Raw genomic sequence first — 26,655 nt, forward strand, 5'->3', positions numbered from 1 at the left:
GCATCAGCAGCAGGGCTGCAGACCGCTGCTCTATTCCTTGAGCCTTGCACCATAGATAGAACTGAAAAAGCGGCCAATCGGCCGCCTTTCCTGTCTGCACCATCAGCAGCCGTGATCTGGCTGGCTTGCCTGAGGATCAAGTCTGGAAGAATACCTTACGTCCTTATAAAAGGTGTGCCAAAGAAAGTTGGCAGGTAAATCTCAACTATTCAAGATTAAACGGATTATCGGGTTTTTTTTTCTCAGACTTAGAACCCTGGATTTTTATCTGTTTCTTTTTTTCTCTGTTTTATTTCATCGTTATATTCCTTGGAGTGCATCTCTATGTATCCGCCTTTCGTACCAACTGGCTCTTTAATAAAGATTGAGCCACCGTTGATATACCAAATACACTCTGCGCCCTTAAATTTTGCTCCGAACGCATTTTCATAGTCATTTACTTTGCAATTTTCGGTTTCACCATACTTTTCAATAAGGCCCTTATATAAGGGGAGGAAGGAATATTTTTTATCAAAAGTTGCCAATAACGCTGTCATGGTAGAAGTATTTTTGTCGAAAATTGGTGAAATTTTGAGCCATTCTCCTTTAACCTTAACATGAAATTCGCATGCTCCTGTTCTTATATATTTTGCACCTATCTCGCATATTTCTGATTTTGGTAGACCGAGCCTAAATTCACGTATGGCAAGGTCTACTGATGTATTGTCTTGAGCAGAACTTACTGACACAGTACAAGCAAAAACGATTGCTATCAAAATATTGATCTTCATTTTTCCTCCTAGCATTTCATTCAATGGTTCCGTTAGGGTTGATTCTAAAACACAACGTTGATTCCTTAATACCTGATTCTTTGAAAACCGCGGGAACACTGAGTAGCCTGGGGACGTTGTAACTCGACACTTAATTAGAGAAACGGTGAACAATAATGATCGGAATAGTAAGTCTTCAATAATTGTCTGTCAATAATAGAAAGATATGCGCTGGGGAGGTACTGGAAACATGCCTAGATTCTGTGATATGGTCTGTAGGCTCAAGATTGCACAGCGTCCGGAGCACGTATGGCACCTGAAAGGGAGAGGGTTTTTCTATGTCGCAGAATGATAGCTCTGAGCAGAAAAAAGATCGCTGGATGGGATATCTGGCGCTTTCTACTGCCATCATGGCGGTTCTGGCCGCACTGACCACCCTGTACATGGGCAAGTATTCATCGCGGGCCATCCTGGCCCAGGGGCAGGAGAGCGACCAGTGGGCCTTCTACCAGGCCAAAAGCATCAAGCAGCACACCTTTGACCTGGGCAAAAAGGCGCTGGAACTGCAGTACCGCTCCCAGAAGGGGCTTTCGCCGATGGTGGCCGCCGAGTACGAGAAGACTGTGGCGGCCTACGGCAATGAGGTCAAGCGCTATGACCAGGAGAAAAAGGAGATCAAGGACAAAGCCGAGGTTTTGGGAAAGGATAAGCTGAAGGCGCAGGCCATGGGGGGCAATTTCGCCTATGCGCTGATCTTCCTGCAGATCGCCATCATGCTCTCGTCGCTGGCCAGCCTGACCAAGCGCCATTACCTGTGGTACATCGCCCTGCTGTGCAACATCGGCTGGCTGTTCTTCTTTCTGGATGGCTGGTTGCTGTTCTACTGACACCTTCCGTTGAACGTAAAAAGGCCCGGTTGCATCTGCACCGGGCTCATTTCCTGTATTTTGCGATCACCTCGGGAATCTGCTGCTTGATCCTCTCGATCCTAGTGGCATCAGCCGGGTGGGTGCTGAGGAATTCCGGCCCCCCCTGTCCGTTTTTCTGCGCCGCCATCCGTTCCCAGAACGTCACCGCCTGGTTGGGATCGTAGCCGGCCATGGTCATGAAGATCAGTCCGAGCTGGTCCGCCTCGTTTTCCTGCAGGCGGCTGAACGGGAGGATCGCGCCATATTGGGCCCCGGCACCGTAGGCCGCCATCCAGAGCTGCTGGGTCTGTGCCGGCTTTGTCGCAAGTGCCGTGGACAGCGCCACGCCCCCCAACTGCGCCATCAGCCCCTGGCTCATGCGCTCGTTGCCATGCTCGGCCACCGCATGGGAGATCTCGTGCCCCAGCACCACGGCCAGGCCTTGTTCGTCCTTGGTGATTGGCAAGATGCCGGTGTACACTGCCACCTTACCCCCCGGCATGCACCAGGCATTGACCTGTTTATCCTCCACCAGATTGAATTCCCACTTGTAGTTCGCCAGGAGGTCGGCTCGGCCGATGCCGGTAAGATATTGCTCCACCGCCCCTTTGATCCGCTCCCCCACCCGTTTGACCAGTTGGGTCTGTTCCTGGTTGGTGCTTATCTTATGCTCCTTCAGGAACTGGTCGTACTGCTGCAGGCTCATCGAGGTCATTGACGAGGCGGGAATGAGGTTGAGCTGATACCTGCCGGTGACCGGCACCGTGCTGCAGCCGGTCAGTGCCAGCAGCAAGCCGCTGATGAGCCATTTTTTCGACATTGGGCCTCTCAACGTTACCGCGTGAATGCCAGCAGGTTCAGCAGTGGACCGGGATAGACACCGGCCAGCAGCATCACCGCTGCAGGGATGCACAGTGCCGCTACCTCGGATATCAGCAGGGGACGTTCCAGGGACAAAGAGGTCTGGGCCGGCTTCATGTAAAGCGTAACCACGACTCGCAGGTAAAAGAATACGGACACCAGTGCCGTCACGACCCCCACCACGGCCAGCGCGGTTTCGCCCCCCCGTAGCGCTGCTACGAAGATGACGAATTTGCCCATGAAGCCGGCGGTGGGTGGGATGCCAGCCAGGGAGAACAGGGCCAGGGCCAGGACCGCCCCTGCCAGCGGATTCTTGAAGCCGTAGCCCTGATAATCCTCGATGCGGTCCCGCTCGGACCGGTCCGACAACACCGCTACGGCACCGAAGGTAACCAGCCCGGCCGCGGCATAGGCCACAGCATAAAAGGCCGATGCCCCGATACCCCCGGCGCTCGGGGCAACCACGAACCCGATCGCCAGATAGCCCATTTGGGCTACCGAAGACCAGGCCAGCATCCGCTTGAGGCTGGTCTGCACCAGGGCTGCCAGGTTGCCGAACAGCATTGACAGGAGCGCCAGCCACCAGAAAATGTCGTGACCCAAATGCCCCATCGGCACAAGAGGCAACAGGAGCAGCAGGGCCGCAACCGAAGCGGCCTTGGATGCGGTCGAAAGCATGGCGGTTACCGGGGCCGGGGCTCCCTGGTAGACGTCGGCCGTCCATAGGTGGGCCGGGACCAGGGAAAGCTTGAAGGCCAGCCCCAGCAGAATCAGGCCGGCACCGGCTGCGAACAGGGTGCCGGATTCCGCACTGCTCGCCGATTGTGCCAGCTCCGCCAGTCTCAGTGTGCCGCGGCTGCAGTAGATCAGGGCAATGCCCATGGCCAGAATGGCTGCCGAAAGAGTGCCGTTCAGCAGGTACTTCAGCCCCGCCTCACCGCCGCGGGGTGCCTCGCGTTCGATCGCCACCATGATGTAGAAGGCGAAGGTGAATGACTCCAGCCCCAGAAAGAGCATCAGCAGGTTGTTGGCCGCGCAGGCCACCCCCATGCCCAGCAGGGCGAACAGCAGCGTGGACGGGAATTCCTCGCCGGTGATATCGCGGCGCCGGTTGTAGCCGGCTGCCAGCAGCAGTGAGATGATACCGGTGCCGTAGAGGAAGGCCGAGAAAAAGCGCGAGAAGGCAGTGATGCTTAATCCGGGCATGATTGCCGTTGCTGGCACGGCCAGGCTCCACACTAGGGCGCCGGCTGCCGCTGCCGCTGCCACCTCGTACAGGTAGAAGCCGGACCTGACCGCGCCGGCCAGGAGCACCAGCACACTGCCGACAGTCAGAATGATCAGGGGCATCAGGGCTATCATGTCGTTCGCAGTCATGGCACCCCTCCGATCAGAAGCTGCACCGGCGTGTGAATCAAATCCAGGAGCGGCGCCGGGTGGATGCCCATCCAGATGTTCAGCAGTGCCAGTACGGCCAGCAGGCACAGTTCGCGCCGGTTCAGGTCCAGCAGCGGCAGCGGCTGACGCTCCTGCTGGAAAAGCACTTCCTGGACCAGCCGCACCGTGTAGATCAGGGTCAGTACGATGCCGACGAAAGCCAGGGCCGCCACCAGGGGCGATTGCTTCATTGTGCCGGCCAGTACCAGGAATTCCCCCACGAAGTTGTTCAAGCCGGGCAGCCCCACCGAGGCGAGCGAGAAGAGCAGGAAAAAGAACGACCAGAGCGGCACCTTGCCCCACAGGCCGCCGAAGGCGCGGATGTCGCGGGTATGGGCGCGCTCGTCCAGCATGCCCACCATGCAGAACAGTGCGCCGGTGGTGACGCCATGATTGGCCATCTGGATGATCGCTCCGGAGAGTGCCACCGGTTGCCAGGCGGCAATGCCGATGGCCACGTATCCCATGTGCCCGATACTGGAATAGGCGATCAGACGCTTCATGTCCTCCTGGGCAAAGGCCACCAGCGAGGCATAGACCAGACCGATCAGTGCCAGGGCGTATACCAGCGGAGTCAACACCTGGGCTGCCTGGGGAAAGAGCGGATAGCCGAAGCGGATCAGGCCGTAGCTGCCGGTCTTGAGCAGCAGTCCCGCCAGGATCACGCTGCCGGCGGTGGGGGCGTCGGTATGGGCGTCGGGCAGCCAGGTGTGCAGCGGAAACAGCGGAAACTTAATGGCAAAGGCCAGCAGAAAAGCGGCGTACAGCCAGAGCTGGGTTTCCAGCGGGAGCCGGTTCTGCAGCAGCTCGTACAAACCGAAGGTGGCTACTCCCGTCTGTTGGGCATGCAGCAGGTGCAGGGCAATGATCGCCAGCAGCATCAGGAGCGAGCCGGCCAGGGTGAACAGAAAGAATTTGACGGTCGAGTACAGCCGCCGGCCGTGCCCCCAGATGCCGATCAGGAAAAACATCGGGATCAGCATCACTTCCCAGAACAGGTAGAACAGCGCCAGATCCAGAGCCAGGAATACCCCCATGATGCCGCTTTCCATCAACAGCATCAGGAACAGAAACATGCCTGTCTTCTCGGTAATGGCGCGCCATGATACCAGCAGGGCCGTGCAGAAGGTGAAGGCGGTCAGCATGACCATCAGCAGGCTGATGCCGTCCAGTCCCAGCGTGTAGCGGATGCCCAGAAACGGGATCCAGGGGAGATCCTCCAGCAGAAAGAACCCGGGCAGGCGCGAGGGGAGGGCGGCCATGCCCTGCCAGTCGGCAAACAGCCGGAGCGTTAGGGCGAATTCGGCCAAGGCGATTCCCAGCGTGAGCGGAAAGGCTACACGTGGACGTTTCCAGACGGGCAGAAGCAGCAGACAGCCGGCCAAGGGAAGCAGTACAAGGAACGAGAGTAAAGGGAAGGAATTCGTCATGCCAGCACCCATACCAGGTAGACCAGCACCACCGCAACCCCGCCCCCCAGCCCATACAGGGCGGTTGCCACGCGGCCGCTGCTCCAGCCGGCCGGAAGCTGGGCCAGGCGCGCCGTGAGCCGCGCCAATCCGTCCAGGGTGCCGTCGATGGTGGCTTCATCGATCGATTTCCAGAGGAAACGCGCCAGCCATACGAAGGGGGAGATAAACAGCAGGCGGTAGAGCGAGTCGAGATACCAGCCATTCTTCAGGAAGGCGGTCACCGGTGCGTCGCTTTCTTCTGCGGCCAGGGCGCCAGCCCGGCGGGAGCCGGTGTAGCGGAACCAGGCGATTGCCAGGCCGGTCAGACTGACCGCGGCGGCAAGCAGTTGCAGCATGATCTCGGTAGTATGTTCCACCGGCGCCGGATGTTCCCCAGCCTGAAGCGCCAGAAACCGTTCCAGCAGGCCGTGTCCCGGCAGGTATTCCGGCAGGTTCAGGAGCCCCCCCAGCAGGCCGAGGATGGCCAGCGGAACCAGGGTCCAGGTCATGACGGCCGGCAGCCCGGTTCGACTCCGCTCACCGACCGGAGCTTCATCGGTCGAATGATGGCTGAGCTGGTTCCCGCCGGTTGAACGGTGGCTGAGCGGAGTCGAAGCCCCGTGGAACACCACCAGCACCATCCGGAAGGTATAAAAGGCGGTTAAAAGCGCCGTCAGCAGCCCCAGCAGGAATAAACCTCCGTACAATGCTCCCCCGTGCTCGAAGACTGCCCCAAGAATGGCATCCTTGCTGAAAAAACCGCCGCTCAGGGGGAAGCCGGCCAGGCAGAGCGCACCGGCCAGGAATGGCCAGTACACGGCCGGCAGACGCTCCTTCAATCCCCCCATGCGGAAGATGTCCTGCTGATGGTGCAGGGCGGTGATCACACAGCCCGCCCCCAGGAACAGCAGGGCCTTGAAGAATGCATGGGTCAGGAGATGAAAGCTGGCCGCGGTCAGTGCGCCGGCCCCCACGCCCAGCACCATGTAACCGATCTGGCTGATGGTGGAGTAGGCCAGGATGCGCTTCAGGTCGCGCTGACCGCAGGCGCAGGTGGCGGCGTAGAAGGCGGTGAGCCCGCCAGTGAGGGCAATGGCCGCTTGTACCGTCTCCGATCCGCCGATCAGGGGGAACATGCGGGTCAGGAGATATACTCCGGCGGTGACCATGGTGGCGGCGTGGATCTGGGCCGAAACCGGTGTGGGGCCGGCCATGGCATCCGGCAGCCAGACCGACAGCGGCAGCTGGGCCGATTTTCCGGCCGCTCCGATCAGCAGCAGCAGACCCCAGATGGTGACAATGCCGGCCGGAATCAGGGGCCCCAGCGAATTCAGATGAGTAATGGAGACGCTGTTGGAGAGCTGGTACATCCAGACAATGGCGATGCCGAAGGCGGTGTCACCGATGCGGGTGACGATAAAGGCCTTGCGCCCGGCAGTGGCGTTCTTCTCCTCTGTGTACCAGAAGCCGATCAGGGCGTAGGAGCAGAAGCCGACTCCTTCCCAGCCCAGGTAGAGCAGGGGCAGGTTGCCGGCCAGGATCAGCACCAGCATGGCGAAGACGAAGATGTTGAGGAGAGCGAAATAGCGGGCAACATCGGACTCTTCCCGCATGTAGCCGACGGAGTAGAGATGGATCAGACCGCAGACAAAGGTGATCATCAGGGTCAGCGACAGGGAGAGCTGATCCAGGTAGAAGGAGAGGGGGGCCTGAAAATCGAAGACTGACAGCCAGGAGCCATACTCCAGCGTTACCGGCCCGCTGAATCCCAGAAAGGCCAGCACCGAGCACAGAAAGGCGCCCCAGATAACCCCGCAGGCCACGGTTTCTCCTACCTGGCGGGGGAACCTGCGGCCGGCCAGGGCATTGAAAAGCCCGCCGGCGAGGGGGAGTAGGAGTATGAGGGCCAGGTAGAGCTTCATCAGGTTCTTTACCCTTTCATCTCGCTGAAGTCATCGGTATTGACCGTTCTCTTCCTGCGGTGCAGATAGACCACCAGGGCCAGGGCCAATGACACTTCACTGGAGGTCAGGGCCATGATGAAGAAGGCGAACAGCTGTCCGTCGGCATTGCCCCAGTGGGCGCTCCCTCCCACGAAGACCAGCATCACGGCATTCAGCATGATCTCGATGCAGACAAGCATCATGATCAGGTTGGCGCGCCAAGCCAGCAGCCCTCCCATGCCGATGAAGAACAGCAGGGCAGCCAGTATCAGGATATGCTGAAGCGGCACGATCATGGAGAATCCTCCCCCTCAGGCTTTCGGCCACCTTCTGGAGCAGGGAGCGAGGGTTCACGCCGTTTTCCCAGATACAGCGCCCCCACCAATGCGAACAGCAGCTGCATCGATACCAGCTCGACCGCCAGACCGTGTTCCTGGAACAGGCGTGCGGCAATCTGGCGGAGCGGCAGCGCCTGCAGCGAAGGAACCGGCGATGCAGCCTGACGCGAGATCACGATCACCAGTGCCGCAATGCTGATGGACACCAGTACCAGGGCCGGCAGCCATTCGTACCGCTGTGGCGCGAGCCCCTTTTCGGGATGCCCCAGATCGAGCATCATGATCACGAAGAGAAACAAAACCATGATGGCACCGGCGTACAGGATCACCTCGAAGGCCGCTACCAGCGGAGCCATCAGCAGATAGAAGATTACCGCCACCGCGAACAGCGATGTTACCAGGTAGAGGATGGCATGCACCGGGTGTTTCTCGAAGACTGCCAGGAGAGTGCCGATCAGCGCCAGGGCGGCCAGTATGTAGAAGATGCTCTGTTCCATTCAATTACAGCCTGAACTGTCTCACCAGAGATTCGAGATCGGTGGCAAGCCGCGACAGTTGGTCGGAGGCCTGGGCGGTCTCATGCGTTCCCTTGGCGGTTTCCTGAATGATCTCGGTGATCTGGTGCATGTTGTTGCTGATGTCGCGGCTGGTCGAACTCTGCTCCTCGGCGGCCGTGGCGATCTGGTTGATCTGTCCGGTTACGTCGTTGATCTGGCTCAGGATCTCCTGCAGGGCGCCTCCCGAACGCGACGCGCCTTCCGTGCCGTGTTCCACCTCGTTGACGCCCTCTTCCATGGAGATGACCGCCTGCCTGGTCTCGGTCTGGATGGCCTTGATCATCTCCCCGATCTCGCGGGTGGCACGGGTGGTGCGCTCCGCCAAGGCGCGCACCTCGTCGGCTACGACGGCGAAGCCGCGCCCCTGCTCACCGGCCCGGGCTGCTTCAATGGCCGCATTCAGTGCCAGCAGATTTGTCTGATCGGCAATATCCTCGATGGTGCTGATGATGGCGCCGATCTGATCGGAACGGGCACCGAGGCTTTCCACGTTGCGGGCGGTGGCGCGCACCCGCTCGGCAATGCGCTCCATGCCGTCCACAGTGCTCTGAACGATGTGTGCGCCGCTGGTGGCGAGATCATTGGCATGACGGGAACTTTCGGCCGCGGCATTGCAACTGCCGGCGATGTCCAGGGAGGTGGATGCCATCTCCTCGCCGGAGGTGGCCACCGTCGATGCCTGGGACGCCACTTCCGAGGTGCCGTTCACCATGTTTTGCGATGCGGCGTGCAGTTTGACGGCTGCCGACGAGACGGCGCCGGAGGCCTGGGAGACCCTTTCCATGGCGCCGCGCATCCTGACGATCATATTGTTCATAGTGCGCATGAGGTGCGATGTTTCGGAACGTCCCTGATCGGCCGCGACCGAAACGGTCAGATCGCCGTCCGCGATCCGGTCGGCAACGTTCACGCATTCATGGAGAGGTCCGGTAATGCCGCGAGTGATGACAATTGCCGTCAGGACGCTCAGGATCAGCGCTGCCAGGCCGAAGGCATACATGATGCGGGTGGCTGTCTGTGAGCTGCCGACGGCATCGTCCACGCGCACGCCCACCCGCTTCTCGTAAAACGTCAACAGCGCCTCGGCCCCTTTTGATACGCGTGCAACCGCCTTGTCCCCCTCGCCGTTCATAAGCTGTCTGAAGGTGGCGCTGTCGCCCGCCACTGCGGCGGCGATCATTTTCTGATTGACTGCATCCTCCGCGCCGACAGCCTCTTTCAGCTCGGTTATCAGCTTCTTGCCTTCAGGAGTCTTGGTGTTCTTGTCGACAATGTCGAGCGCCTCGCGATATTTCGACTTGAGCCCCTCGATGGCGGCCAGCTGCTTGTCCTTGTCCGACTGCTCCTCGTGCAGGATCAGCCCCTTGATGGATTCGTCGATTGTCTTGAGGTAGGCCTGCACCCTGGCGACATTGCTGCTCAGCATGGTGATGCGCTTGACATTTCCGAGCTGGTCTTCACTCTTGGAGAGACTGCTGACCCCTGCCCCGATTACCGCCAGCAGCAGTATGGTTACGATGGAAAAGCCAACCAGAAGCCGGCTCCCGATGCTGAACCTGTTCATCTCAATCCTCCTTGACTCGACACGACATCCGCTCATTGTTCAGATCGACAGCCGACGGTGCGAACCGGCATGACGATCGGCCGGCTCTGATCAGGCCGCACGGGAAAAGCGTCATGGCATGAGTGTCCTGACATCTACCGGCGGCGTTTCCTCCAGCCCTTTTCCCCGCGGCTGGGTTACATTGATGCCGGCATGGCGATAAAAATTATAGGAGGCATCCTTGCCGCAGCCGTTGATCAGCAGGTCCTCCTTTTCCGCGACGAGCGACATGATGTCGCGCGAGCAGATCTCATAGTCCGGCGACATCTGGATAGCCAGGGTGGGACAGGCCTCGGCGCACAGCCCGCAGAAGATGCAGCGCGAAAAATTGATCCTGAACCATTCGGCGTAGCGCCGACCATTCTCCTGTTCCGCCGATTGCATCGAAATACAGTCCACCGGGCAGGCGGCCGAACAGAGGTAGCAGGCCACGCAACGCTCACCGCCGTCAGGATCGCGGGTCAGCACGATCCGGGCACGGAAGCGTGGAGGGGGGGTCCTTTTCTGTTCAGGATACTGGATTGTCACCGGTTTGCGCAGCATGTGGCGCAGGGTGACTCCCAGCCCCCCCAGAATGGCGCGTATGTCAGAAGAAATGGTCATTATGCGGTTCCAAACTGAGCGGCGAGGATGCCGGAAACAGTGCCGTGACTCCTATCGGACTGTTTTCGATTCAGCCACGGTTCGCATCCGTTTGTCTCGTCGTGAAATTTTGCTCCGTTATTGTGTCCGTCCCGCTTTTTTCAGCAGCGCAGCAGCCAGAGGGTGGCTGTTGTTCTCGGCGTACTGGGCAGCAGTCGTGCCTACGTTGGTTTTGATATCAGGCCGCGCACCGCCGTCGAGCAGGGTCTGAATGGTCCTGTTGCAGCCGTAGATGGCAGCCAGCATCAGAGGAGTGTGTCCGGCACTGTCTCGGGCATTTACATCGGCACCCTTGTCGAGCAGCATGCGGGCGACCTCGGTGTGTCCGTTGGCGGCGGCATAATGCAGCGCGGTCTTGCCCTTGGTACTGGTGGAGGTAAGATCTGCCCCACGATGGAGCAGGTCCAGCACAAAGTCCTTTTGCCCCTCACGAGCGGCAGCGATCAGCGGGGTGTGTCCGTTACGGTCCTTGGCATTTACGCTTTCCATGTGAGTCTCCTCCCTTGGGCATGTGAAGTCGGACGCTATGTCCGTAATGTCATGATCGCAACATCAACCACCATCCGGTTACCAGAATGTTCAGCAGTGCCAGGGGCGTCAGCACCTTCCAGCCCAGGTGCATCAGCTGGTCGTAGCGCAAACGCGGCAATGTGCCACGCACCCAGATAAAGAAAAAGGCAAAGGCCAGAGTTTTGAGCGAAAACCAGATCACCGGCGCCAGAAACGGACCGTGCCAGCCGCCGAGGAAAAAGGTGGCTGCCAGTCCTCCCAGGACGATGATGTTGATGTATTCTCCCACGAAGAACAGGCCGAATCTCATGCCGGAATATTCGGTGTGGAAGCCGGCCACAAGTTCCCCCTCGGCTTCGGGCAGGTCAAAGGGGATGCGCTTGCATTCGGCCGTGATGCTGATAAGAAAGATGATAAAGGCCAGTGGCTGGTAGACGATGAACGGCATGCCCTGCTGCGCGGCTACTATGTCAGTCAGGCTGAAGGAGCGGGAGAGCATGACCACCGGCACCAGGGACAGCCCCATGGAGAGCTCGTACGAGATCAACTGCGCCAGCCCGCGGATACCCCCCAGCAAGGAGTATTTCGAGTTGGAAGCCCAGCCGCCGATGGCGACCCCGTAGACGGCGATGGAGGAGAGTGCCAGGAAGAACAGCAGTCCCACGTTGAGGTCGGAGATCAGGAGCGGTACCTGGCGTCCGACAATGTCCAGCGGTGCCCCAAAGGGAATTACGGCAAAGATCATGATGGCGGGGATAGCGGCCATGGCCGGCGCAAGATAGAACAGCCACTTGTCGGCCGAATCGGGGAGAAAGTCTTCCTTTGTCAGGAGTTTGATCAGGTCTGCCAGTGGCTGCAGCAATCCGAACGGCCCGACGCGGTTGGGGCCCTTGCGATCCTGGATCCATGCCAGAATGCGCCGTTCGGCGAACACCAGGTAGGCGGCCAGGGTCAGGATGACGAAGAAGACCATCCCGAGTTTTACTGCGAAGATCACTATGTCCACAGAAGATGCCGTCATCTGAACCTGTCGCGGGCATGTCGAGAGAGGCGGAAAGTACGCACTCTCATATAACATAAACGTACATTAAACACCACAGGCTAATTTCTGTCTGGAAAGCCTGTTGTGGACTGCGAATGGCCGGCGTTACCTTATCTCCAGTATAGTCAAAAACCCGATTATCACAATGTCCGGCGCCTCGCCGCGCCTCGCCGGGGGCCGGCAGACAGGCGTCGGGGAAATAAGCGCTTGTGTCGGTGTAGTACCGCACACTATAATGCAACGCTCGGAGGAGTTGCATGGACGTAAAACAGACCGAATTCATCAAAAGCGCGGTGAAACCCCGCGATTTTCCCCCCGCTACGCTGCCTGAAGTGGCCTTTGTCGGCCGCTCCAATGTCGGGAAATCTTCCCTGATCAATGTGCTTGCCAACCGCAAGGCGCTCGTCCGTACCAGTTCCACCCCCGGTCGGACCCAGCTGATCAATTTTTTTAATGTGAACGGCCTTCTGACCCTGGTCGACCTGCCCGGTTACGGCTATGCCAAGGCTCCGCCCGAGGTACGCAAGCAGTGGGGGCCGATGATCGAAACGTACCTGGCCAAACGGGAAAACCTGAAGGCGGTGGTTCTGATCCTGGATATCCGCCGGATACCCTCCGACGGCGATCTGCAGATGCTGCGCTGGCTGGAAAACTACAATATTCCGCCGATTCTCGTCCTGACCAAGTGCGATAAGCTGTCGAAGGTGGAGCGCGCCCGGCAGACCGGTTTGATCGCAGCCGCCATTCAGCGGGACAAGGGCATGATGCTGCTTTTTTCGGCGCTGTCCCGGGATGGGCGCGATCAGGTCTGGCAGGAGATCGTGCGGTTGCTGGAGGTCCAGGCATGAAGATCAGGATGGGCGTAACCGTTCACGGGCTGGTGCAAGGGGTCGCCTTTCGTCATTACACCTGTCGGCAGGCCCTGCAACTGGGGGTGACCGGCTGGGTCCGCAACATGCCCGACGGTACGGTGCAAGGGTTGTTCGAGGGGGATGAAGCCGCTGTCCAGGCCCTGGTGGAATGGTGCCGCAACGGCCCGCCGGCGGCTCGGGTCGAGAGTGTCGACGTTTGCCCCGGGGCCTATAGCGGCAGTTTCGAGACATTCCGCACCGAACATTGATTCAACCCGACAAAGGATTTTCCATGCCTCATACCCGCATGACACCTTCTCCGGCGCACCCCATGCCGGACATGCAGAAACGCCCCGACCATCGCCGGATACCGATCGCCAAGGTCGGTGTAAAGGACATCAGCTACCCGATCGTGGTGATGGACAAGAACCATTCCCTGCAGCATACCGTGGCACGGGTCAACATGTACGTCGACCTGCCCCACCATTTCAAGGGGACTCACATGAGCCGCTTCGTGGAGATTCTCAACCGGCACCGGGAGCAGATCGCCCTGGACAAGCTGGAGACGATCCTGCACGAAATGAAGGCCAAGCTGGGATCTGACAGCGCACACCTGGAGATCCAGTTTCCCTACTTCATCGACAAGACGGCACCGGTGTCGGGGGCCAGGAGCCTGATGGAATATACCTGCGAGTTCAGCGCCTCGATGACCGATACCCTGGACTTCGTTCTGGGGATCAAGGTGCCGCTCACCTCGCTCTGCCCCTGCAGCAAGGAGCTGTCGCGTTTCGGCGCGCACAACCAGCGCAGCGTCATGACCGTACGGGTGCGCTATCGCGAGTTCATCTGGATAGAGGACTTGGTGGAGCTGATCGAGCAGTGCGGCAGCAGTCCGCTCTTTGCGCTGCTCAAGCGCGAGGATGAAAAGTACGTCACCGAGCACGCCTACGAAAATCCACGCTTCGTGGAGGACATGGTGCGTGAGGCCTGGTCCCGCTTGGCGGCCGAAGAGAATATCATCTGGTTTTCGGTGGAGACCGAGAATTTCGAATCGATACACAACCATTCGGCCTATGCCGCCGTTGAACTGGACAGAAGGCTGCCCGGCCAGCATCCCTCCCACCAGGTCTGATGTACGTTCCCGAGATGGATACAAACAAAGGACTGATCATCTTTGCCCGCGAACCGGTCCCGGGCAGGGTCAAGACGCGGCTGGCCCGGCAGGTGGGCGAGCAGGCCGCTGCGGACCTGTATGCCGAAATGCTGGCTGATGTCGTTGCACTGGCCGCTTCACTGGAGGATGTCAGGCCGGTGGTGTTCTGGGCGCTGGAAAACCCTGATGTTTCCTGCCCCGAATTTTCGGGCATGGGCTCCGCACGGCAGCAGGGGGCCTGCCTGGGGGAGCGCATGTCCGATGCCTTTGAACGCACCTTTGCCGACGGCAGCGAGCTCTGCTGCATCATTGGCAGCGATTCGCCGGACCTGCCGGCGGATTACGTGCGCCAGGCCTTTGATGTCCTGGAACAGGGCCGGGCCGATGTGGTCTTCGGACCCAGCGAAGACGGCGGCTACTACCTGCTGGGCATGAGCCGCCTCTGGCCGGAACTCTTCGAAGGTATTTCCTGGGGTGGTCCCCAAGTGCTGGAGGTCAGCCTGGAGCGAGCCCGGAAACAGGGGCTGCGGGCAGTGTTGCTCCCCACGTGGTACGACATCGACACAGCCGCGGATCTGGAACGCCTGGCCCAGTCGCCGGACGCCGTCGCCTGCCGCACGGGGCGGATGCTGCTTGGGTCGGATTTCATCGTACAGGCAGGTCAAGCATGTCGGTTCTGATTATCACTGCCGTTCGCCAGGAGGCGGCCCTGCTGGAGCAGGCCCTGAGCAGGCCGTCACGTGTCGGCGCTCGGGCCTTTCCTCATGTGGAAGGGCTGATCGGCGGCTTGCCGGTCGCGATCTGCGTGGCAGGAGTCGGCAAAATCAACGCTGCAGCCGCCTGCGCCGCCATGATCGAACGGCGTCAGCCTCAGCTGGTGATCAATGTCGGCTGTGCAGGGGCCTATACCGGCAGCGGATTGGGGATCGGAGCCCTGGCAGTGGCTGCCAGCGAGTTTCTAGGGGACGAAGGGGTGATCACCTCGGCGGGGTGGCTGGATCTGCTCGGCATGAAACTGCCGTCGCTGGTGCAGGGTGAACGGCGCTACTACAACGAGATTCCGCTTTCGTCGCAGGCGGTGGAGCGGGCTCGGCAGCTGGCCGACCGCTGCGGAATTTCCCTGGCATGCGGCGGTTTCGTGACTGTTTCGACCTGCAGCGGCTCAGAGGCTCAGGCGGAGGTACTGGCCGGCCGGTTCGGAGCCCTGTGCGAGAACATGGAGGGGGCTGCCATTGCCCTGACCTGTCTGCGGTACGGCATCGACTGCCTGGAAATCAGGGGCATCAGCAATCTGGTGGAAGAGCGGAACATGGCGGCTTGGGATATAGCGAGGGCAGTGGAGGAGGCGCAGCGTTTCGTGCTGAAGTATCTGGAAAACAGGGATTGGTGATCGGGGGCCAGGGACCGGTAACAGGTTGTTAAAATTCCCAGTTCAAAAATCGGTAGATCGTCGCACCCGCAAGAAGCCCCGCGGAGGCGCCCGGAGAGTGAGGCCGCAGGCCGAAGTCACAAGGTGGCTGATGAGGACGGCGGCGAGATGGCTGTTTTTCAACAGCTTTATAATTCCAAAACAGATAATGCCTTTGATTTAACCGGCCCCTGGTCCCCGGTCCCTGGTCCCGAAGATGGCGGTACCGATCCTCACCAAGGTGGCCCCTTCCTGAATGGCAGCCTCGAAATCCCCTGACATGCCCATGGAGAGTTCCCTCATCTCGACTCCCGGGATTCCCGCGGCGGCGATCCGTTCCGACAGACGCCTCAGTTCGGCGAAGTAGGGGCGAGCCGCAGTCGGATCGTCAAAGAAGGGGGGCATGGTCATCAGGCCCCTGACGCGGAGATTGGGCAGCAGCGCGATCTCCTGTACCAACCGGCGCGCCTCTTCTGCGGTAGCGCCCGACTTGGTCGCCTCCCCCGAAACATTCACCTGCACCAGCAGATCGCAGCTTTTGCCGAGCCTGCCCCATTGGCGGCTGATTTCCTGCGCCAGGGAGAGGCGGTCGACCGAATGGATCATGCCGACGATCCCGGCAATGTACTTGACCTTGTTGCTCTGCAGGTGGCCGATGAAATGCCATTCCACCGGCTCGCTCAGCCCGGCCGCCTTGGCCTGCAATTCCTGGACGTAGTTCTCGCCGAAGACCAACTGGCCCGCCTGGAAACACTGGCGCACCTCCTCGGTCGGCCGCGTCTTGGAAACCGCCACCAGCCGCACCCCGTCCGGATCTCTCCCTGCCTTCACGGCAGCGGCGCGTATTTCCTCCCGTACCTCGGCCAGCCGCTCGGCAATCGACATGAGTCTCTCCTTGTTTCGGAACTATCCACAGCCAATCATGCCATAAAGGCAACACAACGGAGAACCGCAGCGGTCAACGGCGGTTTTGGCGCTGCCTCAGCGGTGCCGGATGCACGTATTACGGTAGGGCCTGAATGGTCTGAAGCAGTTCGTAAAGTTCCGTCATCGGCAGCCCGACAACGTTGGTGTAGGAACCGTTTATAGAACGGACGAAATGCACCGCCCCCCCCTGGATGGCATAGGCGCCGGCCTTGTCCATGGGGCAGCCGGTGGCGATGTAATCGCTGATCTCCCGGTCGGTAAGGGCCTTGAAAGATACTTCCGTGCGGACCGAGCGGCTGAGGCAGACGGATGATTCCCGGTCGAGCACGGTGATACCCGTGATCACCTCATGGCTCGTGCCGGACAGAGCCGAAAGCATCTCGCGGGCCTGCTGTTCGTCGGCCGGTTTGCCCATGATCGTGCCGTTCAGAACCACCACGGTATCGGCGCCGATGAAAAAGCGCCCCGGAGCCGTCTCGGCGACCGCTTCGGCCTTTTCGCGCGAGAGGCGGATAGCGTATTCGCCGGCCTGCTCTCCCGGCATCGCATCTTCGCAGATATCGGCCGGCACAACGTTGCAGGTGATGCCTGCCAGGGCCATCAGCTCAGTCCGTCGGGGCGATGCGGAGGCAAGGACGATGGGGGTATGCGGGGGACTGCTCATTTCAGACTCCGAATCACTCATGGGGCGGTCTTTTGGCGTCCTGGCGCCGCTGGCGGGCTTTCTGTTCGGCCTCCAGCTCTTCCCAGTGCTTTTTCCAGTCCTTTTTACGCACCTTGGACAGGATGAAGACCCCGGGAATGATGACCAGGCCCCAGAAGACGTTGATCATGACATTCTGGACCAGGCCGTACACCAGGGAAACCAGCCCCATCAGCAGGAGCAAAGCCTCCATCGAAAATAAGCGGCCTATGAGAGATACTTCCTGGCGCTGCTTGTCGTTGTCCATAAGAATCCTTTGTAGTACGGGCGTGGTGGCTACCAGGGAAACATCTTGCCGGGATTGAGAATGTTGTTGGGATCCAGGGCATGCTTGATCGCCTTCATGGCGGCGATCTGATCCGGGGTCAGTTCCAGCTCGATGAACGGCGCCTTCGACAGCCCCACGCCGTGCTCTCCGGACATGGTTCCCCCCAGTCCCAATGCGGCCTGGAAAACCTCGCGGATCGCCTCGTGGGCCTTTTCCTCCATGCCCGGCACCGATTTGTCCACCATGATGTTGACATGGATGTTGCCGTCGCCGGCATGGCCGAAATTGACGATCGGTATGTCGTAGCGTTGCCGGATCTGTTCGATCAGCCGGATCACGTCCGGTACCCGGCTGCGCGGCACGACGATGTCCTCGTTGTACTTGTCCGGGTTCACGTCCCTGAGGGAGGGGGATACCAGGCGCCGCACCTTCCACAGCTGTTCCGACTCGGCCGCGTCACGGGCGGCACGGAACTGCACCAGCCCCAGCGGTTTGATGATGTCGTGAATCTGCGTGGCCTGTTTTTCGATCAGATCCCGATCGCCATCCACCTCGATCAGCAGTACGGCGCGTCCTTCCGGCGGAATTCCCAGGTTGAAGCGCCGCTCCACGCACTGCAGCGTGGGGTAATCCATGAACTCCAGCGTGGTGGGGATGATCTTGCTTCCGATAATGGCTGAAACCGCCTTGGCGGCGCCATCGATCGAATCGAAGATCGTCAGCATGGTTTTCTTTGCATCAGGATAGGGGAGCAGTTTGAAAATGATCCTGGTGATAATACCGAGGGTCCCCTCGCTGCCGCAGAGCAGCTTGGTGAGATCGTATCCGACCACTCCCTTGTAGGTTTCACCCCCGGTGCGGATGATGGCGCCGGTCGGCAGCACCACCTCCAGTCCCATCACGAAGTCCTTGGTGCAACCGTACTTGACTGCCCGCGGACCGCCGGCGTTTTCGGCCACATTGCCCCCCAGGGTGGAGAACTTCAGCGAAGCAGGATCGGGGGGATAGAAGAGCCCCAGCTTTTCGACCGCCTGCTGGAACTGTTCCGTGACCACTCCTGGTTCAACTTCGGCGATCAGGTTTTCGGTATCGATCCGCAGGATGCGGTTGAGTCGCGTGGTGACCAGGACGATGCCCCCCGCCTTGGGCAGGGCTCCCCCCGAAAAACCGCTGCCGGCTCCGCGCGGGAAAACCGGAAATCCCTCACGGTTTGCAAGGCGAACAACCGCCGCGACCTCTTCGGCGTTTGCGGGATGCACGACGGCAGCAGGCAGGTATTCCATCTGGGTTGCGTCATAGGAATAGCACAGCAGGTCCTGCCGCTCAGTTGAGATATTACCGCTTCCGACAATTGCTGCAAGTTCTTCGATGATGCCTGGTTTGAGCATTGGAGCTCCTCCCGTGAGGGGATACGGCACGCCTGCCGGATCATGCGCCGTTTTCACCGCTGTTTGCCATTTTATGAAACTGACAGAATACATGATTGTCTCTGATGTGCGCAACAGCATTTGCGCGTGATGCTCTGCCGTGAGAAACAACCAGATGGTGGCGCAGCCCGCTCTGACGTTCGCTGCAACAGCTTCGAGGCGCCTCCTTACCGGCATGCGTCACGCATTCCGGCTCTGACTCGGTATTTTTGTCCTGAACAATCCAGTTGATAACGATGAATCCATGGCTTACAATATGCCGATTACCAAACGGAGGAGCTGCAGTGACCGATCTGTTGTTGATTACGGATGTACCTCGCCTCAGGAAGATCTTTTCCCTGTTTTCCGACGAGCGCGATGTGCGGTTGCGCGTGGCTACCAGCCTGGAAAGCGGCGCTGAGGAACTTTTGGCTGCCAAGCCTGCCGTGGTGTTTGTCCAGGCATATCTGTCGGGTTTGTCGGCCGAAATTCTGTTGATGCATCTCAAGAAACAGCTCGGCCGGCGCCGGACCCGCTTTGTGCTGCTCAGTTCCGAAGACCAGACCGGTGAAGACGTTCGCAGGCTTTACCACGGCTTTGTCGACATCTCGCGTGACGACAATCTTCTGTTCCAGGAGGTTCAAGCGCTGGTGGCCGATCTGGGAGCCAAGGGCAGGAAAGGCGGTTCTGCCCCCCAGAAGGGGGATAATGCGGAAGTCCCCTCCGGGAGAGAAGTCATGCCTGCGGAAGAGGCCGCCTCCTCTGTCGCTGTTGAACAGCCGTCTGAGGCTGTCTCCCCGGTTGCTCCCCCGGACGGCACCCCTGCCGAAGCGTCCCTGGAGGAGCAGGGAATCGTTTACTCCCGGCGTCCCCCGCTTTCCGTCTATTCGGAGTTTACCAGCTCCTTCGACAGTGCGGTCAGCAGCATGAATCCCCCCGAGCCGGCTGTGGAGCCCCCCCGCTCCTCTCCTCCGCTTCTCACCTGGAGCCATGAAGAGGCGGACATAGAAATCGCGGAGCGACCGCGCTCCAGGGTGAAGACGTTCCTGCTGTGGTTCGTGCCGATCGTGGCAGCCGTGATAGTCGTCACCGTGCTGCAGCACCCGGAATCCCGGAACGGCGTCGCTGTCACCGCCACTGCACCAGCCGTATCCCCCCCGCCGATCCCCTCCACTCCGCCAAAAGCGGGTGAGCCCGATGCCCGTCTCAGTGACCGGGCCGTGATGTCGGCCATTGCCGAGAACGCCGGACAGGCGCCGTCCGCATCGCCCAAGCCCCCGCGGCTGTCCGAATTGCCGGCCTTCATCCCGCGTGCGGGGCTGGATAAGGCTTATGGTTCCGCGAATCCGGGCTGGGAGCGCTATAAAGGTCAGGTTACGGAGTTCAAGGTTTATCGGGAAGGAAACTCTGTCAAAGCCATCCAGATCATAGACCGTGGTGGCCAGGGGTTGCCGGAATCGTACATGAAAACGGTTTTCAGCCAGCTGACAAAGGCGCCCTCCTTTGTCGTGGAGTCTTCCGAGAAAAAGGATGGCTATGAGATACAGCGGGGACGGTTGGCGGAAAATCTGAAGGCCGTGTTTTACCGCGACACGCAGGGGGGGCTGCTGCGGGCTTTTGTGGTGACCTGGCAGTAACCTGGGCAATACGGCATACGGAGCGAAGAGGGGGTGTGCATCCAGCCATCCCCTTTTTTCTTTGATGCCCACAGGGGAAACGTATGAGAGCGGCTCCCCTGCGTAGACCTGCAAATTATGGAACTATGCCTGCCATGATCGAAACGTCCAAAAAAAGTTTCTGCAGCTCTCAGGCCGGTACCGGTGAGCTGCGGGCAGGCTTGGCCGCAGCCTGGCCGATCTGCCTCGGTTTCATCCCCATTGGCCTTTCGTTCGGCGTTCTGGCCCAGAAAGGGGGGCTGCACCCCTGGCAGGTGGCACTCATGTCGGTAATCGTATTTGCCGGCGGCTCCCAGTTCATCGCGGTCGCCATGATTTCGTCGGGAACCGCTGCAGCGGCGATCGTCACCACCACCTTCATGGTCAACCTGCGGCACCTGCTGATGAGCTCCGCCCTGGCAGTGCACTTTCCCCGGGCTTCCCGCCGTTTTCTGGCGCTGTTCGCCTATGGCGTCACTGATGAGAGCTTTGCGGTCAACATGGCCCGTTTCAACAGCGGGGAGTGGGACCAGCGCAGCGCCCTGGCGCTCAATCATATCACCAATGCCACCTGGATCGTTAGCACCGTCATCGACGCTTATGCCGGTCAGTTCATACCCTCCGGCGGCATGGGGATCGACTACGCTTTGACCGGCATGTTCATCTGTCTGCTGGTATTCCAGCTGCGCGGTGCCATATTTGCAGTAACAGCCGTGCTCGCCGCTGTCTGCTCGATTGCGGCATATCTCTGGCTGCCGGGCAATGCCTATGTGATCGTGGCCTCCTGCATGGCGGCAACCGCCGGTTTCTGGATCAAGCGCATCATGCGGCGCAGGCGGGGGATATCGTGAGCAACCGTGACTTTTTCATCCTGGTGCTGGCCATGGGTATGGTCACCTACCTGCCGCGCATGCTGCCGCTGGCAATCCTCTCTCGCCAGAAGCTTCCGGCCTGGTTGGCTGAATGGCTCGAGCTGATTCCCCCGGCCATTCTCAGCGCTCTTCTGGCTCCGACGCTCTTCGCCCACGCAGCCCCCCGTTCACAGGCATTCGGCAAGATCGAGCTGCTGGCTGCTCTGCCGACCCTGCTCTGTGCTCTGAAGACCCGCTCCCTTGCCGGAACCGTCCTGGTTGGCATGCTCTCTTACTGGGGACTGACGCTGGCCATGGCTTGAGCAGGATGACAGGAAGGATGGCGTGGCCGCCTGAATTTCGCATTCGCTGAGCATTGCGGGGCGAGTGGAAAAGGCGAAGAAAAACGGGACCTGCATGACTGCGGGTCCCGTTTGTATTTTGGGGTGAAAATATTGAACTGGAAAGCAACCTGCCGTGGCGTGATTGCTCTATCTGGACTGTTTCAGGTAGCACTCGGCCTTGTAGAGGCTGGCGTCGGCAGCCAGGGGGGAGGAGGGATTCCCGGCCAGGAAGCGGTCGAACAATTCCAGCGCGGCGCGGCAGTCATCTTGGCGATAGGCCGTCATGGCACGTTCGTACAGTTTCGCTCCGGCCGCTTCGGCGGTAGCCGCTTTCGGCTGCGGTGCGGTACCAGCCTTTCTGTGCGCCTGGCGGTGCTTGTGCTTCGTTTTCTTTGACGGCCGTGTCTTGCCGACCGCAGGGACGGTCGGTCCGGCGGCCTCCGGAGCGGGTTGCACAGCTTCCCTCTTCGGTTCGGAAGGGCGACCCGGGGACACAGGTACTCTCAGGGTATCGCCGGCGTAAATCAGGTCGGGATTGTCAATCCGGTTGAACAGAAGAATCTGGGGATAGTAGGAGGCCCGCCCGCTGAACCTCTTCGATATCTTGGCAAGCGTATCCCCCCTGTGCACCGGTACCTCGCGAACCAGCACGCCCTCTCCCTGCTGCGGAGCACTCTCCTCGGTGTTTACCGCCTTCGGGGTATAGAGGTAGTGTTGCTGAGCCTGAACGTGCGCGGCCAGGCCGAGAAGCAGCAGGGCCGCCGCAACGCCGCATGCGGGTCGGGTCATATGGTCAGTACCTGTTTCCTAATTGATCTTCGTACGAGAGGACGTTGGTCACCTGGATATTGGTGCCCACGCTGGTGCCGGGTTTGACGCGGAAGGAAACCTTGATGTTCCGTCGTTCACCCGCGCCGAGCTCCTTGAACTTCCAGATCACATCGCCGTTGCCGGCTGCGCTGTTGCCCGGCTCGGCCGCGACAAGTTCCAGCTCCCGGGGCCAGGCGCTCTGCAGCTCGACGGTCCGTGCGAGGTTGGAGCCGTTGTTCGTTACGGCAAGGTCAAAAGAGGTTATTTCACCCGGCTTGAGCCTGCCGTCGCGGTTTGACAGGGCCAGTTGCAGCACCGGCCGCGAGTAGATCACGCCGGTTACGCTCGAAGCGGAACGCAGCTCGTCTCCTTCGGATTTGAAGGCCACCTGGACGCTTCCCTCGGTGCGGTCGGCGGTTGTGTTGGCGGTCTTGATTTCCATCACGACGCTGGCCTCTTCCTTGGGTTCGAGCGGACCGATCTCGCTGATGACGGGCTCGTTGGCCTGCCTGATGCCGTCGCGGTTGAGGTCGTGGTAGATGAGCCCCTCCGGGACGCCTTTAACGACCGAGGAGATGCGGAACTTCTCGCGCACATTGCCGGTGTTGGTCACGGTCAGCGGCATGGTAACGGTCTGGCCGGGGATGACGACGATCTTGTCCGAGCCGGAACGTACCTTGACGCCGTGGATCGCTCCGACTTTGGCCAGATTCGAAACAAAGGCGGCGCTGGTTTTCAGCGGGTTGTTGATCAAGTCGGCATGGCAGAGCAGGTCCTGGCCTGCCAGGGAATCATCCTTGAGCCGGAAGGCGATCGTGAATTCCCTGTTTTCCCCCGAATTCAGCTGCAGCGAATCCAGAGTAAGAGCAGCCTTGGATTCGAGTCTGAATCCGGCAGCGGCAAAATCGACCGGCTCCAGTTGCGGTGGAAAATCCAGATGCAGGGAAACGTTGCGGGCAGCGGTTGAGCCGACGTTAAGCGCAGCCAGGCGATAGGTGATCCGCTCTCCGGGCAGCGGCTGGCTCCTGTCGGCCTTGAGCACCGCCCTCAGGAGCGGCGCTGCCGCGGTCAGGGCGACTTCACGGGATTGGGTCGCTTCACGCATCAGTGACGATACGGCCTTGATCGGATGGGTAATGCGCAGGCCATCGATGCTGGTGGCGGGAATGATCAGGCTGACCAGCCCCTTGAAGGTTTCACCGGGGGCCAGACTGGGAGTTTGGGGTATGGCCTGTTCAGGTGCGGCGGATGAGGCGAAAAACACTGCGAACTCGGCCGGGAACCCCGATTCGAAGATGAAACTGTCGTTACCGTTGCCGCGGTTGATGATTTCAAACGGCACCGTGACGCGGCGGGCAACCTCGAAAGCCTGCGGAGCGGCCAGCAACTTGAATTCGAATCCGGCGAACTGGGTCACTTCCAACCTGAGTACCTGGGCATTTTCGGTCTGTTTGACCGGCTTGGGCTCGGCAACTGCCTTGGGGGGCAGGGCAACTGCAATGCCCAGCTCCTTCAGCTTGTTGGCGGCAACGGTCGCCGCGTTGCTGGCCGGATACTTTTCGATGATGGATTTGTACTGTTCGATCGCTTTTTCGCGCAGGGCTGCCTTTTCCCGGCGTGCGCGCTCCTCATCCTCGCGCTGCTTGGCCAGGCGCTGTTCCTCGGCTTTCCGCTGTTGCTCCTTCCGCTTTGCCTCGGCCTTCCGCTGTTGCGCGAGCCGTTCCTCTTCGGCCTTGCGCTGTTGCGCCTGTCGCTCCGCTTCTACCTTGGCAGCGGCTATGCGTTCCTGTTCCTTCCTTGCAGCGGCGACCCTGGCAGCCTCGGCCTCGCTGGCGGCTTTTTCCGCGGCCAGTCTTTCCTGCTCGTGTTTGGCAGCGGCACGCCGCGCAGCCTCGGCAGCGCGCGCTTCTTCGGCCTTGCGAGCGGCTTCGTACTCCCGTTTCGCGTTGGCCTGGGCCAGACGTTGCTGCTCCTCGGCAAGCTTGCGCTCTTCCTCGGCTTTCAGGGCGGCCTGTCGTTCCTGCTCGGCCTTTTCTGCAGCGAGTTTCTCCTGGGCCGCCTTTTCCCGGCGCTGCTGCTCGACCAGTTCGGCGGCCTTGCGATCTTCCTGTGCCTTCAGGGCCTGTCGTTCCTGTTCGGCTTTTTCGGCGGCGAGCTTTTCCTGGGCTGCCTTTTCCTGGCGCTGCTGCTCAGCCAACTCGGCAGCTTTGTGCTGCTCCTCGGCCTTGGCCGCGGAGATCCGCTCCTGTTCGGCGGCCAGTCGGTCTTTTTCAGCCTGTTCGGCTTCTGCCGGTTTTGCCGGCTTGGCAACGGCGGAAAGCTTCTCGCCGCGTTCATAGCGTGCAGTCAGGTTGAGCAATTCGTCTTCGGCGGTGTTTTTGAGGGGATTTCCGGGGTATTCGGCATTGAACTGCGCCATGAAGCGGACGGCGTCCTGCTGGTTACCGTTTTTGAAGTATGCACGGGACAACCAGAAAAGAGTCATGTCGCGCAGGGGAGTTCCGGGGTACTTCTGCAGCACCTCGTTCATTTTCCGGATGGCAGCGGGATAGTCCTTCTGTTGATAGGCATTGAAGCCTGCAATGAAAGCCTGGGAATCTTCGGTTTCCTGGCAGAAGGCCAGCGGAGCCAGAAGCGATGAGATGAGTGCCAGTGCGACAAAAAGCCGGATCGGGGTGAGGCGGCATAATTTCAATGTTATCACGACGGTGAACCTCTTCTTGGCCGGCACTGAAAAAAGGCGCACGGAGATCGGCTAATGGTAGGATAAAATGCCTCCTAAATAGCACCTCTCCGTGCCCATGTCAACGAAAGAAAAGGTCCCCAAAAGCACGTCCGGTGCTTCTCCGGACTGCTTTTGGGAGGAGGGGGTTCTCAGCGGACGTGATCCTCGGGGTAGGCCCCGATGCAGTGGATGGAAAGGTCGGCCCCGGCATGCTCATCTTCCTGGCTTAACCTGATGCCGCATGTTCTGGAAAGTACGCCGTAGACGATGAAGCCGCTCAGCAGGGCGAAGACGATGGCCGAAACGCTTCCTGCCAGCTGGGAGATGAAACTTACGCCACCCATGCCACCCAAGGCCTTCTGGCCGAAAATGCCGGCCGCAATCCCTCCCCACGAACCGATTACGCCATGCAGCGGCCAGACTCCCAGAACGTCGTCGATCCTGAGTTTTTCCTGCTCGTAATGGAAGCCGTAAACGAAGATGATCGATGCGATGCAGCCGATTACAAAAGCCGCCAGGGGATGCACGATGTCACTGCCGGCACAGATGGCGATCAGGCCGGCCAGTGCGCCGTTGTGGATGAAGCCCGGATCGTTTTTGCCGGCAACCAATGCGGCCAGTACACCGCCAACCATGGCCATCAGGGAATTGACTGCAACCAAGCCGGAGATCTTCTCAAGATTGCCGGCGCTCATCACGTTGAAGCCGAACCAGCCCACGGCCAGAATCCAGGAACCGAGTGCCAGAAATGGGATGTTGCTGATCGGGATCGGATGCGACTTGCTGCGGACATAGCGCCCCATGCGCGGCCCGAGGATCAGGACAGCGGGGAGCGCAATCCAGCCGCCGATGGAGTGTACGACTACCGAACCGGCATAGTCATGAAACTCCGCCCCGCCGATACGTTTGAAAAATTCCTGCAGCAAAGAGGAGTTCTGGCCCCAGATCAGCGATTCGAACAGGGGATAGGAGAGGCCGGCAAAGATCGCCCCGGCGATGACCTGCGGCCAGAACTTGGCGCGCTCGGCAATGCCGCCGGAAATGATGGCCGGAATGCAGGCCGCGAAGCACAGCAGGAAGAAATAATGCACAAGATCGTAACCCTGGGTCTTGCCGAGCAGTTCTTCGGCAGGTTTCAGGAAGGATATGCCATAAGCGATGGGAAAGCCGATCACGAAATAGGCCACGGTCGATACGGACCAATCGGTGAGGATCTTGACAAAGGCATTGACCTGGTTTTTCTTGCGAACCGTCCCTACCTCGAGAAAGGCGAAGCCGGCATGCATTGCGAAAACCATTACCGCCCCGAGCATCAGAAAAAGGACATCGGCGCTACTCTTCAGGCCAGTCATCGTTGACATGGTCTCCATACACACTACCCCCGTTGGTATCGGTGAATTGTGCCCTCCTTTGGGCAAAGGTCTGTTTTAGCAAGAATTCTGCCAGATCGGGGTGCGATGGCGCAAAGGGTTGTAATGAGAGCAGGATTGTATGCAACGCACTAGTAACGGCT

At 59.9% G+C, this 26,655-nt stretch carries 27 protein-coding genes; 9 read left to right on the plus strand and 18 right to left on the minus strand.

Features of this window, described 5'->3' with window-relative positions:
* Positions 1-248: 248 nt before the first annotated feature.
* A complete protein-coding gene (locus tag GSVR_RS03105; protein ID WP_173198238.1) occupies positions 249-770 on the minus strand; it encodes a hypothetical protein in 522 nt (173 codons plus the stop codon).
* Positions 771-1,087: 317 nt separating this feature from the next.
* On the opposite strand from GSVR_RS03105, the gene GSVR_RS03110 reads away from it, so the two are divergent.
* Positions 1,088-1,636, plus strand: coding sequence for a DUF4337 domain-containing protein (locus GSVR_RS03110; protein ID WP_173198236.1), 549 nt, complete (start codon positions 1,088-1,090; stop codon positions 1,634-1,636).
* Between the two features lie 46 nt (positions 1,637-1,682).
* Here the strand turns inward: GSVR_RS03110 and GSVR_RS03115 are convergent, their stop codons facing one another.
* From GSVR_RS03115 to nuoH, 10 genes are all read right to left on the minus strand, one after another.
* The gene (locus GSVR_RS03115; protein ID WP_173198234.1) at positions 1,683-2,477 is read right to left on the minus strand and encodes a M48 family metallopeptidase; all 795 of its coding nucleotides are present in this window, start codon (positions 2,475-2,477) and stop codon (positions 1,683-1,685) included.
* Between the two features lie 14 nt (positions 2,478-2,491).
* Complete coding sequence (locus GSVR_RS03120; RefSeq protein WP_173198232.1) at positions 2,492-3,895, minus strand: NADH-quinone oxidoreductase subunit N; 1,404 nt, start codon at positions 3,893-3,895, stop codon at positions 2,492-2,494.
* Complete coding sequence (locus GSVR_RS03125) at positions 3,892-5,385, minus strand: NuoM family protein (protein WP_173198230.1); 1,494 nt, start codon at positions 5,383-5,385, stop codon at positions 3,892-3,894. Before GSVR_RS03125 ends, GSVR_RS03120 begins: the two co-directional genes overlap by 4 nt.
* Positions 5,382-7,328, minus strand: a complete 1,947-nt coding sequence (gene nuoL / locus GSVR_RS03130; RefSeq protein ID WP_173198228.1) for an NADH-quinone oxidoreductase subunit L — start codon at positions 7,326-7,328, stop codon at positions 5,382-5,384. Before nuoL ends, GSVR_RS03125 begins: the two co-directional genes overlap by 4 nt.
* An 8-nt stretch (positions 7,329-7,336) precedes the next feature.
* Positions 7,337-7,645, minus strand: coding sequence for an NADH-quinone oxidoreductase subunit NuoK (gene nuoK, locus GSVR_RS03135; protein ID WP_173198226.1), 309 nt, complete (start codon positions 7,643-7,645; stop codon positions 7,337-7,339).
* Positions 7,642-8,184, minus strand: coding sequence for an NADH-quinone oxidoreductase subunit J (locus tag GSVR_RS03140; RefSeq protein WP_173198225.1), 543 nt, complete (start codon positions 8,182-8,184; stop codon positions 7,642-7,644). The genes nuoK and GSVR_RS03140 overlap by 4 nt, the downstream gene beginning before the upstream one ends.
* A 4-nt stretch (positions 8,185-8,188) precedes the next feature.
* A complete protein-coding gene (locus tag GSVR_RS03145) occupies positions 8,189-9,808 on the minus strand; it encodes a methyl-accepting chemotaxis protein (protein WP_173198223.1) in 1,620 nt (539 codons plus the stop codon).
* A 111-nt stretch (positions 9,809-9,919) separates the two neighbouring features.
* Positions 9,920-10,450, minus strand: coding sequence for an NADH-quinone oxidoreductase subunit NuoI (gene nuoI, locus GSVR_RS03150; RefSeq protein WP_173198221.1), 531 nt, complete (start codon positions 10,448-10,450; stop codon positions 9,920-9,922).
* A 117-nt stretch (positions 10,451-10,567) separates the two neighbouring features.
* Positions 10,568-10,978, minus strand: a complete 411-nt coding sequence (locus GSVR_RS03155; RefSeq protein ID WP_173198219.1) for an ankyrin repeat domain-containing protein — start codon at positions 10,976-10,978, stop codon at positions 10,568-10,570.
* A 49-nt stretch (positions 10,979-11,027) separates the two neighbouring features.
* Positions 11,028-12,020 carry an NADH-quinone oxidoreductase subunit NuoH gene (gene nuoH / locus GSVR_RS03160; RefSeq protein WP_173198218.1) on the minus strand — a complete coding sequence of 331 codons (993 nt, stop codon included), beginning with the start codon at positions 12,018-12,020 and terminating at the stop codon, positions 11,028-11,030.
* 278 nt (positions 12,021-12,298) lie between these two features.
* On the opposite strand from nuoH, the gene yihA reads away from it, so the two are divergent.
* The 5 genes from yihA (at position 12,299) to mqnB (ending at position 15,435) form a co-directional block, all read left to right on the plus strand.
* Entirely contained in the window at positions 12,299-12,889 is a 591-nt protein-coding gene (gene yihA / locus GSVR_RS03165) for a ribosome biogenesis GTP-binding protein YihA/YsxC (protein ID WP_173198216.1), read from the plus strand.
* Complete coding sequence (locus GSVR_RS03170) at positions 12,886-13,161, plus strand: acylphosphatase (RefSeq protein ID WP_173198214.1); 276 nt, start codon at positions 12,886-12,888, stop codon at positions 13,159-13,161. Before yihA ends, GSVR_RS03170 begins: the two co-directional genes overlap by 4 nt.
* A 62-nt stretch (positions 13,162-13,223) precedes the next feature.
* The gene (gene folE2 / locus GSVR_RS03175) at positions 13,224-14,024 is read left to right on the plus strand and encodes a GTP cyclohydrolase FolE2 (RefSeq protein WP_173198510.1); all 801 of its coding nucleotides are present in this window, start codon (positions 13,224-13,226) and stop codon (positions 14,022-14,024) included.
* Between the two features lie 14 nt (positions 14,025-14,038).
* Positions 14,039-14,725 carry a TIGR04282 family arsenosugar biosynthesis glycosyltransferase gene (locus GSVR_RS03180; protein WP_173198212.1) on the plus strand — a complete coding sequence of 229 codons (687 nt, stop codon included), beginning with the start codon at positions 14,039-14,041 and terminating at the stop codon, positions 14,723-14,725.
* Positions 14,713-15,435: a futalosine hydrolase gene (mqnB, locus tag GSVR_RS03185; RefSeq protein WP_173198210.1), complete on the plus strand. Its 723-nt coding sequence runs from the start codon at positions 14,713-14,715 to the stop codon at positions 15,433-15,435. The genes GSVR_RS03180 and mqnB overlap by 13 nt, the downstream gene beginning before the upstream one ends.
* Positions 15,436-15,633: 198 nt before the next feature.
* Here mqnB and GSVR_RS03190 read toward each other — a convergent pair whose 3' ends face one another.
* The 4 genes from GSVR_RS03190 to GSVR_RS03205 all read right to left on the minus strand — a co-directional run bounded on the left by GSVR_RS03190 (position 15,634) and on the right by GSVR_RS03205 (position 18,739).
* The gene (locus tag GSVR_RS03190) at positions 15,634-16,338 is read right to left on the minus strand and encodes a YggS family pyridoxal phosphate-dependent enzyme (protein WP_173198208.1); all 705 of its coding nucleotides are present in this window, start codon (positions 16,336-16,338) and stop codon (positions 15,634-15,636) included.
* A 118-nt stretch (positions 16,339-16,456) separates the two neighbouring features.
* On the minus strand, positions 16,457-17,044 hold the full coding sequence (locus GSVR_RS03195; RefSeq protein WP_173198206.1) for a Maf family nucleotide pyrophosphatase: 588 nt from the start codon (positions 17,042-17,044) through the stop codon (positions 16,457-16,459).
* A gap of 13 nt (positions 17,045-17,057) precedes the next feature.
* Positions 17,058-17,330 (minus strand): hypothetical protein, encoded by a 273-nt coding sequence (locus tag GSVR_RS03200; RefSeq protein ID WP_173198204.1) that lies wholly within the window; start codon positions 17,328-17,330, stop codon positions 17,058-17,060.
* A 29-nt stretch (positions 17,331-17,359) separates the two neighbouring features.
* The gene (locus tag GSVR_RS03205) at positions 17,360-18,739 is read right to left on the minus strand and encodes an FAD-binding oxidoreductase (protein WP_173198202.1); all 1,380 of its coding nucleotides are present in this window, start codon (positions 18,737-18,739) and stop codon (positions 17,360-17,362) included.
* Positions 18,740-19,062: 323 nt separating this feature from the next.
* Between GSVR_RS03205 and GSVR_RS03210 the strand changes: the two genes are divergently transcribed.
* The 3 genes from GSVR_RS03210 to GSVR_RS03220 all read left to right on the plus strand — a co-directional run bounded on the left by GSVR_RS03210 (position 19,063) and on the right by GSVR_RS03220 (position 21,586).
* Positions 19,063-20,394 (plus strand): hypothetical protein, encoded by a 1,332-nt coding sequence (locus GSVR_RS03210; RefSeq protein WP_173198200.1) that lies wholly within the window; start codon positions 19,063-19,065, stop codon positions 20,392-20,394.
* 134 nt (positions 20,395-20,528) lie between these two features.
* Positions 20,529-21,263: an AzlC family ABC transporter permease gene (locus tag GSVR_RS03215; RefSeq protein ID WP_173198198.1), complete on the plus strand. Its 735-nt coding sequence runs from the start codon at positions 20,529-20,531 to the stop codon at positions 21,261-21,263.
* Positions 21,260-21,586 carry an AzlD domain-containing protein gene (locus GSVR_RS03220; protein ID WP_173198196.1) on the plus strand — a complete coding sequence of 109 codons (327 nt, stop codon included), beginning with the start codon at positions 21,260-21,262 and terminating at the stop codon, positions 21,584-21,586. Before GSVR_RS03215 ends, GSVR_RS03220 begins: the two co-directional genes overlap by 4 nt.
* A gap of 168 nt (positions 21,587-21,754) precedes the next feature.
* On the opposite strand, the gene GSVR_RS03225 is transcribed toward GSVR_RS03220, so the two are convergent.
* From GSVR_RS03225 to GSVR_RS03235, 3 genes are all read right to left on the minus strand, one after another.
* Positions 21,755-22,396, minus strand: coding sequence for a tetratricopeptide repeat protein (locus GSVR_RS03225; protein ID WP_173198194.1), 642 nt, complete (start codon positions 22,394-22,396; stop codon positions 21,755-21,757).
* A gap of 4 nt (positions 22,397-22,400) precedes the next feature.
* On the minus strand, positions 22,401-25,121 hold the full coding sequence (locus tag GSVR_RS03230; RefSeq protein ID WP_239077443.1) for a hypothetical protein: 2,721 nt from the start codon (positions 25,119-25,121) through the stop codon (positions 22,401-22,403).
* Between the two features lie 170 nt (positions 25,122-25,291).
* Positions 25,292-26,512, minus strand: coding sequence for an ammonium transporter (locus tag GSVR_RS03235; RefSeq protein ID WP_173198192.1), 1,221 nt, complete (start codon positions 26,510-26,512; stop codon positions 25,292-25,294).
* Positions 26,513-26,655 lie beyond the last annotated feature (143 nt).

The sequence above is a fragment of the Geobacter sp. SVR genome (genome assembly GCF_016865365.1).
Lineage (GTDB): Bacteria > Desulfobacterota > Desulfuromonadia > Geobacterales > Pseudopelobacteraceae > Pelotalea.

Excerpts from the sequence above, each read along its gene's own strand:
- GSVR_RS03125 (WP_173198230.1), bottom strand. The coding sequence starts at position 5,385 with ATGACGAATTCCTTCCCTTTACTCTCGTTCCTTGTACTGCTTCCCTTG.
- GSVR_RS03190 (WP_173198208.1), bottom strand. The coding sequence starts at position 16,338 with ATGTCGATTGCCGAGCGGCTGGCCGAGGTACGGGAGGAAATACGCGCC.
- GSVR_RS03110 (WP_173198236.1), top strand. The coding sequence starts at position 1,088 with ATGTCGCAGAATGATAGCTCTGAGCAGAAAAAAGATCGCTGGATGGGA.
- nuoI (WP_173198221.1), bottom strand. The coding sequence starts at position 10,450 with ATGACCATTTCTTCTGACATACGCGCCATTCTGGGGGGGCTGGGAGTC.
- GSVR_RS03170 (WP_173198214.1), top strand. The coding sequence starts at position 12,886 with ATGAAGATCAGGATGGGCGTAACCGTTCACGGGCTGGTGCAAGGGGTC.
- GSVR_RS03195 (WP_173198206.1), bottom strand. The coding sequence starts at position 17,044 with ATGAGCAGTCCCCCGCATACCCCCATCGTCCTTGCCTCCGCATCGCCC.
- GSVR_RS03225 (WP_173198194.1), bottom strand. The coding sequence starts at position 22,396 with ATGACCCGACCCGCATGCGGCGTTGCGGCGGCCCTGCTGCTTCTCGGC.
- GSVR_RS03145 (WP_173198223.1), bottom strand. The coding sequence starts at position 9,808 with ATGAACAGGTTCAGCATCGGGAGCCGGCTTCTGGTTGGCTTTTCCATC.
- GSVR_RS03180 (WP_173198212.1), top strand. The coding sequence starts at position 14,039 with ATGGATACAAACAAAGGACTGATCATCTTTGCCCGCGAACCGGTCCCG.
- GSVR_RS03140 (WP_173198225.1), bottom strand. The coding sequence starts at position 8,184 with ATGGAACAGAGCATCTTCTACATACTGGCCGCCCTGGCGCTGATCGGC.
- nuoH (WP_173198218.1), bottom strand. The coding sequence starts at position 12,020 with ATGACGGCATCTTCTGTGGACATAGTGATCTTCGCAGTAAAACTCGGG.
- GSVR_RS03235 (WP_173198192.1), bottom strand. The coding sequence starts at position 26,512 with ATGGAGACCATGTCAACGATGACTGGCCTGAAGAGTAGCGCCGATGTC.
- yihA (WP_173198216.1), top strand. The coding sequence starts at position 12,299 with ATGGACGTAAAACAGACCGAATTCATCAAAAGCGCGGTGAAACCCCGC.
- mqnB (WP_173198210.1), top strand. The coding sequence starts at position 14,713 with ATGTCGGTTCTGATTATCACTGCCGTTCGCCAGGAGGCGGCCCTGCTG.
- GSVR_RS03200 (WP_173198204.1), bottom strand. The coding sequence starts at position 17,330 with ATGGACAACGACAAGCAGCGCCAGGAAGTATCTCTCATAGGCCGCTTA.
- GSVR_RS03155 (WP_173198219.1), bottom strand. The coding sequence starts at position 10,978 with ATGGAAAGCGTAAATGCCAAGGACCGTAACGGACACACCCCGCTGATC.
- nuoK (WP_173198226.1), bottom strand. The coding sequence starts at position 7,645 with ATGATCGTGCCGCTTCAGCATATCCTGATACTGGCTGCCCTGCTGTTC.
- folE2 (WP_173198510.1), top strand. The coding sequence starts at position 13,224 with ATGCCGGACATGCAGAAACGCCCCGACCATCGCCGGATACCGATCGCC.
- nuoL (WP_173198228.1), bottom strand. The coding sequence starts at position 7,328 with ATGAAGCTCTACCTGGCCCTCATACTCCTACTCCCCCTCGCCGGCGGG.
- GSVR_RS03105 (WP_173198238.1), bottom strand. The coding sequence starts at position 770 with ATGAAGATCAATATTTTGATAGCAATCGTTTTTGCTTGTACTGTGTCA.
- GSVR_RS03120 (WP_173198232.1), bottom strand. The coding sequence starts at position 3,895 with ATGACTGCGAACGACATGATAGCCCTGATGCCCCTGATCATTCTGACT.
- GSVR_RS03115 (WP_173198234.1), bottom strand. The coding sequence starts at position 2,477 with ATGTCGAAAAAATGGCTCATCAGCGGCTTGCTGCTGGCACTGACCGGC.
- GSVR_RS03205 (WP_173198202.1), bottom strand. The coding sequence starts at position 18,739 with ATGCTCAAACCAGGCATCATCGAAGAACTTGCAGCAATTGTCGGAAGC.
- GSVR_RS03215 (WP_173198198.1), top strand. The coding sequence starts at position 20,529 with ATGATCGAAACGTCCAAAAAAAGTTTCTGCAGCTCTCAGGCCGGTACC.